Annotated in this window: 7 protein-coding genes; 5 read left to right on the forward strand and 2 right to left on the reverse strand. The window is 67.0% G+C overall.

Annotated elements, in window-relative coordinates; translation table 11 throughout:
* From RT567_RS10415 to RT567_RS10430, 4 genes are all read left to right on the forward strand, one after another.
* Positions 1–879 (forward strand): dihydrolipoamide acetyltransferase family protein (locus tag RT567_RS10415; protein WP_313576322.1); only part of this gene is annotated, 879 nt, incomplete at its 5' end.
* 144 nt (positions 880–1,023) lie between these two features.
* Positions 1,024–1,275, forward strand: coding sequence for a GIY-YIG nuclease family protein (locus RT567_RS10420; RefSeq protein WP_313576323.1), 252 nt, complete (start codon positions 1,024–1,026; stop codon positions 1,273–1,275).
* A 45-nt stretch (positions 1,276–1,320) separates the two neighbouring features.
* A complete protein-coding gene (gene lpdA, locus RT567_RS10425) occupies positions 1,321–2,718 on the forward strand; it encodes a dihydrolipoyl dehydrogenase (protein WP_313576324.1) in 1,398 nt (465 codons plus the stop codon).
* A 169-nt stretch (positions 2,719–2,887) separates the two neighbouring features.
* Complete coding sequence (locus RT567_RS10430; RefSeq protein ID WP_313576325.1) at positions 2,888–3,193, forward strand: hypothetical protein; 306 nt, start codon at positions 2,888–2,890, stop codon at positions 3,191–3,193.
* A gap of 50 nt (positions 3,194–3,243) precedes the next feature.
* Here the strand turns inward: RT567_RS10430 and RT567_RS10435 are convergent, their stop codons facing one another.
* Both RT567_RS10435 and clpB read right to left on the reverse strand, forming a co-directional pair.
* The gene (locus tag RT567_RS10435) at positions 3,244–3,579 is read right to left on the reverse strand and encodes a GIY-YIG nuclease family protein (protein ID WP_313576326.1); all 336 of its coding nucleotides are present in this window, start codon (positions 3,577–3,579) and stop codon (positions 3,244–3,246) included.
* A gap of 521 nt (positions 3,580–4,100) precedes the next feature.
* Entirely contained in the window at positions 4,101–6,686 is a 2,586-nt protein-coding gene (gene clpB, locus RT567_RS10440; RefSeq protein WP_313576327.1) for an ATP-dependent chaperone ClpB, read from the reverse strand.
* 167 nt (positions 6,687–6,853) lie between these two features.
* Between clpB and RT567_RS10445 the strand changes: the two genes are divergently transcribed.
* A partial coding sequence (locus tag RT567_RS10445; RefSeq protein WP_313576328.1) for a BCCT family transporter occupies positions 6,854–8,642 on the forward strand: 1,789 nt, incomplete at its 3' end.

Here is an 8,642-nt window from a genome sequence, read left to right on the forward strand (position 1 = left end):
CCGCTGGCCTCCCCCGCCGTGCGCAACCGCGCGCGTGATCTGGGGATCGATCTGGTCTTCGTGCCGGGCAGCGGCCCCGCAGGCCGCATCGAGCACGCCGATCTGGACGCCTTTGTCGCGCGCGGCGGCACGTTCGCCCCGGCCACGGCCTCGGGCGGTTCGCTCTACGCCAAGGCCGAGGGAACCAACGAAGTCCGCATCATCGGCCTGCGCCGCAAGATCGCGGAGAAGATGGCCGAGAGCGTTCGTCGCATCCCCCACATCACCTATGTCGAAGACATCGACATGACGGCGGTGGAAGAGCTGCGCGCCCACCTGAACGCCCAGAACAAGGGCACCGGCCGCGCCAAGCTGAACGTCCTGCCCTTCATCGCCCGCGCCATCGTCGTGGCGCTGAAGGACCAGCCGAACATCAACGCCACCTATGACGACGAGGCGGGCGTGCTGACCCAGCACAACGCCGTCCATCTGGGCATCGCCGCCCAGACGCCGAACGGCCTGATGGTCCCGGTCGTCCGCCACGCCGAGGCGCGCGACGCCTATGACACGGCCGAGGAGATCGCCCGCGTCTCGGGCGCCGCCAAGGACGGCAGCGCCAAGCGCGAGGAACTGTCCGGCTCGACCATCACCATCACCTCGCTGGGCACGCTCGGCGGCGTGGTGCACACGCCCATCATCAACCACCCCGAAGTCGCCATCGTCGGTCCGAACAAGATCGAGGAGCGCGTCGTGGTGAGGGGCGGCCAGATGGTCGTGCGCAAGATGATGAACCTGTCCTCCAGCTTCGATCACCGCATCGTCGACGGCCACGACGCGGCGGTCTTCGTGCAGAAGATCAAGAACCTGCTGGAGAACCCGGCCACGCTCTGGATGAACTGAGAACCCAGCCTTTTCCTTCCGCTCATCCCCGCCCCCGGGCCTGACCGCAGGTCAGCCCGAGGGTAAACTCCGGACGGGGACCCAGGCTTTAGCTTCGGACCCCGCCCTTGGCCTTCTTCACCTACATCATGGCCAGCCGACGGAATGGGACGCTCTACACAGGCTCGACGGACGACATCGGTCTGCGCGCCCTGGCAGCACAAGGAAGGGGCGGGCTCCAAGTTCACGGCCCGCTATGAGGTCGAAAGGCTGGTCTGGTTCGAGGTCCACGAAACCCGCGAGGCGGCGTTTCAGCGGGAACGACAGATCAAGAAGTGGAACCGTCAGTGGAAACTGCGGCTGATTGAAGACATGAACCCCGGCTGGCGTGATCTGACCGAGACGTTGAGCGCGTAGCCGAAACCTGGGTCCCCGCCTCCGCGGGGATGAGCGGAGAGTTTGATGCAGACCCTCAAGACCAAAGTCCTGATCATCGGCGCCGGGACCGGCGGCTATGTGGCGGGGATCCGTTGCGGCCAGCTGGGGCTGGAGACCGTGCTGGTGGACGCCTCGCCGGGCCTCGGCGGCACCTGCCTGAACGTCGGCTGCATCCCCTCCAAGGCCATCATCCACGCGGCGGGCAAGTATGAGACGGTGGCCAAGGCCGCGTCTGATGCGGGCACGCTGGGCATCACCGCCTCGACCCCGGCCATCGACCTGTCCAAGACGGTCGAGTGGAAGGACGGCGTGGTCAGGAAGCTGAACGCGGGCGTCGCCGCCCTGCTGAAGAAGGCCAAGGTCAAGGTCATCAAGGGCTGGGCCGACTTTTCGGACGCCAAGACCTGCACGGTGAAGACCGACGACGGCGACATCCGCATCACCGCCGAACACGTCATCCTGGCCACGGGGTCGGAGCCGGTCGAACTGCCCTTCCTGCCCTTCGGCGGCGACGTGATCTCGTCCACCGAGGCCCTGAGCCTGCCGGAAGTGCCCAGGAAGCTGGTCGTCGTCGGCGGCGGCTATATCGGCCTGGAACTGGGCATCGCCTTCCGCAAGCTGGGCGCCGAAGTGGCCATCGTCGAGATGGCCGAGCGCATCCTGCCGCTCTACGACAAGGCCCTGACCGACCCGGTCGCTAAATGGCTGGAGAAGCATGGCGTTCAACTGCTGCTCGGCGCCCGCGCCGGCGGCTTCGGCGACGGTAAGCTGAACGTCACCGACAAGGACGGCAATCCGATGCAGCTTGACGCCGATAAGGTGCTGGTCACCGTCGGCCGCCGCGCACGGACCCAAGGCTGGGGCCTCGAAAACATGGGCGTGGCCATGAACGGCCCGTTCGTGAAGATCGACGAGCGCTGCGCCACCAGCATGAAGAACGTCTGGGCCATCGGCGACCTGACCGGCGAACCGATGCTGGCGCACAAGGGCTCAGCCCAGGGCGAAGTCGTGGCCGAGATCATCGCCGGCCATGATCGCGTCTTCGACCCGACCACCATCGCCGCCGTCTGCTTCACCGAGCCTGAGATCGTCTCGGCGGGCCTCGGCCTTGATGATGTGAAGGGTCGCGATGACGTGATCCAGGCCGTCTTCCCCTTCGCCGCCATCGGCCGCGCCCTGGCCATCGAGGCGGGCGAGGACGGCGGCTTCGTCCGCGTCATCGCTTCGAAGACGGATCACCGCCTGCTGGGCATTCAGGCCGTCGGCCAGCATGTGTCGGAACTGTCCAACAGCTTCGCCCAGATGCTGGAGATGGGCGCCGTGCTGGAAGACGTGGCCGGCACCATCCACGTCCACCCGACCCTCGGCGAGGCCTTCCACGAAGCCAGCCTGCGGGCGCTGGGCCACGCCATTCATATCTAAGCGAAGAGCGCTAACGCTCGCGACGCGGTCGCTCGCTGCTTGAGCGCAAAACTGCCTTCTCCCCTTGTGGGAGAAGGTGGGCGCCGGAGGCGCTCGGATGAGAGGTGACGGCCGCCCCGCTTGCCCAGCATGACCAAAGGGCCGAGCCTCCCGAAAACGGGAGGCTTCGATGAGCGCCGAGACCCATTACCTGGCCGTCTTCACCAGCGACAAGAGCGGCGCCAAATGGCGGGCCTGGCGCGCCATGAGCGAGGCTCAGCAGGCCGAAACGGCCCGCGTCGGCGTCGCCGCCGTCGCCGCCTGGGAAGAGGCCCACCGCGACTCCATCGTTTATCAAGGCGGCCCGCTGGGCCCGACCAAGCGCATCAGCGACGACGGCGCCGTGACCGACGTGGTCAACCTGCTGACCGTCTTCATGGTCGTGCCGACAGCTTTGATGCCGCCGCCCGCCTGTTCGAGAACCATCCGCACCTGAACCCTTTCCCCTGCGACGGGGTGGAGGTGATGCCGATGCTGGGGTGAGGCTCAGTCGGCACCCGGCGGCGGGGTCCAGGTCGGATCGAAGAACCAGTCGGCCGCGAGGTCGCGCCAGTCCGGGTTGTCCTTCTCGATCAGGGCCAGCTTCCAGTCGCGCAGCCATTTCTTGATCCGCCGCTCGCGCCGGATCGCATCAAGCATCAGGGCGTGCTGCTCGAACCAGACCAGACGGGTGCAGTCATAGGCATCGGTGAAGCCGGGAAAGGCGCGCGTCCTGTGCCTCCACACGCGGCTTTCCAAATTGGAGGTCGAGCCGACGTAGAGCGTCCCGTTGCGCCCGCTCGCCATGATGTAGGTCGCGATGAAGGTGCGATGGGTCGCCATGCACACAGCCTATGCCGCTCCCCCTCTTTCGTCATCCTCCGGGCCGCGCGCAGCGCGGAACCGGCGGACCCAGCGGCGCCGAAGGCGATCTAAGGGCGGCCGCCGAGCGTGGATCTTTCGCGCTCCCGCGCGCCGCTGGGTCCCCCGGTCTGCGCCGCTGACGCGGCTTGCCGGAGGATGACGGAAGAAACATCAACTTACAGATCGTCGTTCGACGGACTCGACTCCATCTAGAGAATCGGAGATGTTCACTTTTCGTTCAAAGAGGTCTGCCATGGGCAAAAACACAGGCGAAGGTTACCGCAAGGGCGCAGTGCGCGGCCGCACTCAATTCCAACATGAGAATGGGGACTGGCAAAAGCGCGATGAGAGCAACGGGCAATTCATGGAGAGGAAGTCTTCTCCCGGCCCATTCAAGGGAGTTGCGAAAGAACCCGATGGGCGGGACACAGATAACTCGTAGAGAAAGAGGACCGCGATTTCGCGGCCCCCTTTCTCAGATCGTGCGGACAGCGCGCGGGTTAATGCACCCGCGCCTTGCCGATCTCCAGCCCGTCCGGCCCCGCTGACACGGCCACCACGCTGCCATCCTCGATCTCGCCGGCCAGCAGCTTCTTGGCCATGGGGTCGACCAGTTCCTTCTGGATGACGCGCTTCAGGGGGCGGGCGCCGTAGACGGGGTCGTAGCCCTTGTCGGCGAGCCAGGTCAGGGCGCTGTCGTCCAGGGCCAGGGTCAGGCGACGGTCGGCCATCAGCTTTTCGAGACGCGCCAGCTGGATGCGGACGATGCCGCCCATCTGTTCGCGGCCGAGGCGGTGGAACAGGATGATCTCGTCGATGCGGTTCAGGAACTCGGGCCGGAAGTGGGCGCGGACCTGTTCCATGACCAGCGGGCGCACGGCCTCGACATCCTCGCCCTCGGGCTGATCGGCCAGATACTGGCTGCCCAGGTTGGAGGTCATGATGATCAGGGTGTTCTTGAAGTCGATGGTGCGGCCCTGACCATCGGTCAGGCGACCGTCGTCCAGCACCTGCAAAAGCACGTTGAACACGTCGGGGTGGGCCTTTTCGACCTCGTCGAACAGGACGACTTGATAGGGGCGACGACGCACGGCCTCGGTCAGGGCGCCGCCCTCGTCATAGCCGACATAGCCCGGAGGGGCGCCGATCAGGCGGCTGACCGAGTGCTTCTCCATGTACTCGCTCATGTCGATGCGGGTGATGGCGTTGTCGTCGTCGAACAGATAGCCGGCCAGGGCCTTGGTCAGCTCGGTCTTGCCGACGCCCGTGGGGCCGAGGAAGAGGAAGCTGCCCAGCGGCTTGTTGGGGTCGTTCAGACCGGCGCGGGCGCGGCGGACGGCGTCGGACACGGCTTCCAGCGCCTCGTCCTGACCCACGACGCGGCGGCCCAGTTCGTCCTCCATCTTGAGCAGCTTCTCGCGCTCGCCTTCCAGCATCTTGTCGACGGGGACGCCGGTCCAGCGGCTGACCACGGCGGCGATCTGCTCGGCGTCGACGACCTCGGGCGTCAGGGGGGCGGCGACCGCCGCCGGGGATTCCGAGTCCTCCAGTTGGCGTTCCAGTTGCGGGATCTGGCCGTAGGCGATCTCTGAGGCGCGACCGAGGTCGCCGGCGCGCTGGGCCGCGGCCAGTTCGGCGCGCAGGCGGTCAAGCGTTTCGCGCAGTTGCGCGCCCTGCCCCACCTTGTCCTTCTCCGACTTCCAGCGGGCGGTCATGTCGTCCGACTGGCCTTCGAGGTCGGCGATCTCGTCCTCCAGCTTTTCGAGACGCTGCTGCGAGGCGCTGTCGCTCTCCTTCTTCAGGGCCTCGCGCTCGATCTTGAGCTGGACCAGGCGGCGGTCGATTTCGTCCAGAGCTTCAGGCTTGGAATCGACGGCCATGCGCACACGCGAGGCGGCCTCGTCGATCAGGTCGATGGCCTTGTCGGGCAGGAAGCGGTCGGTGATGTAGCGGTTCGACAGGGTGGCGGCGGCGACGATGGCGCTGTCGCTGATACGCACCCCGTGGTGAACCTCGTACTTTTCTTTCAGGCCGCGCAGGATCGACACCGTGTCCTCGACCGTGGGTTCGGCGACGAAGACTGGCTGGAAGCGACGGGCCAGGGCCGCGTCCTTCTCGACGTGCTTGCGGTACTCGTCCAGCGTGGTGGCGCCGACGCAGTGCAGTTCGCCGCGCGCCAGGGCGGGCTTCAGCAGGTTGGAGGCGTCCATGGCCCCGTCGCCCTTGCCGGCGCCGACCAGGGTGTGCATTTCGTCGATGAAGAGGACGATGCCGCCCTCGGCCGCAGCCACCTCGTTCAGCACGGCCTTCAGCCGTTCCTCGAACTCGCCGCGGTATTTGGCGCCGGCGATCAGAGCGCCCATGTCCAGCGACAGAACCCTCTTGTCCTTCAGACTTTCGGGCACGTCGCCGTTGACGATGCGCAGGGCGAGGCCTTCGACGATGGCGGTCTTGCCGACGCCGGGCTCGCCGATCAGGACGGGGTTGTTCTTGGTGCGACGAGCCAGCACCTGAATGGTGCGGCGGATTTCCTCGTCGCGGCCGATGACGGGGTCGACCTTGCCGTCGCGCGCGGCCTCGGTCAGGTCGCGGGCGTAGCGTTTCAGGGCGTCGAAGCTGTCCTCGGCGCCCGCGCTGTCGGCGGTCTTGCCCTTGCGGATTTCGGCGACGGCGTCGTCCAGTTTCTTGGCCGTGACCCCGGCGGATTTCAGCGCCTCAGCGGCGGCGCCGCCCTCCTTGGCGATGGCCGCCAGCAGGCGTTCGGTGGTGACGAAGGCGTCGCCGGCCTTTTTCGCCGCGTCCTCGGCGGCGCTGAAAACGCGGGCGGTGTCGCCGTCCAGATAGAGCTGACCGGAGCCGCCCTCGACCTGAGGCCGCTTCTTCAGCAGCCCCTCGGTGACGAGTTCGACGGCGGACGGATCGCCGCCCGCCTGATCGATCAGCTTGCGGGCCAGGCCGTCGCGTTCCTCGAGCAGCACCTTCAGCAGGTGCTCGGGCGCGAACTGCTGGTGGCGGCGAGCGAGCGCCAGCGACTGGGCGGATTGAACGGCCTGTTTGGCGCGGTCGGAATAGAGGTCGAGATTCATGGTTGAGCAGTCCCCTCAAAGGCGGATTGCGGAAGGCGCGCCCTCATAAGCAAGCGACGCGCTATCCGGTTGCAGCACAGGTGGGTGTGGCCCATACGACACGCAAGGGGATGGGCGATGGAACCCCAAGCGTAGCCGTGCGTTGGGGGCCCATGCTGACCTCAAAAATGAACCCCCGTGTCTTCTGGGGGGCCAGCGCCATCGCTGGCGGGCTGTTGCTGCTCGCCCTGATGGCGCCCACGACGTCCGGCCTGTTGTTCGGGCGCGCTCAGGCCTGGGTGGTGGAGACCTTCGGCTGGTTCTACGTCGCCTCCGTGGCCGGGTTCCTGCTATTCGTTGCGGTGCTGGCCGTGGGGCCGACCGGACGGTTGAAGCTGGGACCGGACGACGCCGAGCCGGACTTCCCCTACGTCTCCTGGCTGGCCATGCTGTTCGCCGCGGGCATGGGCATCGGCCTGATGTATTTCGCCGTCGCCGAGCCGGTGCAGCACTACATCGCCCCGCCCGAGGCCCAGCCCGGCACCCTGACCGCCGCGCGCGAAGCCATGGTGATCACCTATACCCACTGGGGCGTACACGCCTGGGCCATCTACGCCGTCGTCGGGCTGAGCCTGGGTTATTTCGCGCACAGGAAGGGCCTGCCCCTGACCATGCGCTCCAGCCTCTATCCCCTGCTGGGCAAGCGAGTGAACGGGCCGATCGGCGACGTGGTCGATATCTTCGCCATCTGCGGCACCCTGTTCGGCATCGCCACATCCCTGGGCTACGGCGTAGCGCAGATGACCTCGGGCCTGCACTACGTCTTCGGCATGCCCAATCACGTCTTCATGCAGGTGGGGCTGATCGCCGTGGTCATGGGCGCAGCGACCATTTCGGTGCTGACCGGCGTCGACAAGGGCGTGCGACGGCTGTCCGAACTGAACCTGTTCATCGCCGTCTGCCTGATGCTGTTCGTTCTGATCGCGGGCCCGACCCTGTTCCTGCTGCGGGCCTATGTGCAGAATTTCGGTCTCTATCTGGACCACTTCTTCGAGCGCACCTTCACGCTCTACGCCTATGAGCCGCGCGCCTGGATGGCGGACTGGACCCTGCTCTACTGGGCCTGGTGGATCTCCTGGTCGCCCTTCGTGGGCATGTTCATCGCCCGTATCTCGCGCGGGCGCACGGTGCGGGAGTTCCTGATCGGCGTGTTGCTGGTGCCGACGGCCTTCACCTTCCTGTGGATGACGGTTTTCGGCAATTCGGCCATGAGCCTGGATCTCGGCGTGGCGGCAGGGGCCATTTCCGAAGCGGTGCAGACCGACCTGTCGACGGCCCTGTTCCGCTTCTTCGAATACCTGCCGGGGACGGCGATCACCTCGGTCCTGGCGATCGCCCTGGTGGCGGTCTTCTTCGTCACCTCGGCGGATTCCGGCTCCCTGGTCATCGACACCCTGGCTTCGGGCGGGGCCGAGGAGACGCCGCGCTGGCAGCGGGTCTACTGGTGCGTGCTGCAAGGACTGGCGGCGGCCCTGCTGCTGTTGGCGGGCGGTCTCGGCGCCTTGCAGGCGGCGACCCTGGTGGCGGCCCTGCCCTTCGCCGTCATCATGATCCTGGCCTGTTTCGGCCTGGCGCGACAGATGAACGCCGACCTGAGGGGCGAAGCCGTCGAGACCGAGGCGCCGCCGCTGCGCGAACAGCTCAAACGCATCCTGGCCCCCGCCAGCCGTCGCGACATCGACCGCCAGATCGCCCGCCACGGCGTCCCGGCGCTGGAAGAGGTGCGCACCGCCGTCGCCGCCGAAGGGCTGGAGAACAGCGAGGTCCAGAGCGACGACAACGGCGTCTGGCTGCGGGTCGAGCACGCCAACGGGCGGGACTTCCTCTATCGCCTCGGCGCCCGCTCGAGGCCCCTGCCCGCCCTGACCGCGCTGGAGGCCCCCGAGAACCGTCGCGCGCTGGAGTGGCGGCTCAGCG

The organism is Brevundimonas sp. (genome assembly GCF_032107865.1).
Lineage (GTDB): Bacteria > Pseudomonadota > Alphaproteobacteria > Caulobacterales > Caulobacteraceae > Brevundimonas.

Coding starts and splice junctions, on each gene's coding strand:
- RT567_RS10420 (WP_313576323.1), top strand. CDS start 1,024: ATGGGACGCTCTACACAGGCTCGACGGACGACATCGGTCTGCGCGCCC.
- lpdA (WP_313576324.1), top strand. CDS start 1,321: ATGCAGACCCTCAAGACCAAAGTCCTGATCATCGGCGCCGGGACCGGC.
- RT567_RS10430 (WP_313576325.1), top strand. CDS start 2,888: ATGAGCGCCGAGACCCATTACCTGGCCGTCTTCACCAGCGACAAGAGC.
- RT567_RS10435 (WP_313576326.1), bottom strand. CDS start 3,579: ATGGCGACCCATCGCACCTTCATCGCGACCTACATCATGGCGAGCGGG.
- clpB (WP_313576327.1), bottom strand. CDS start 6,686: ATGAATCTCGACCTCTATTCCGACCGCGCCAAACAGGCCGTTCAATCC.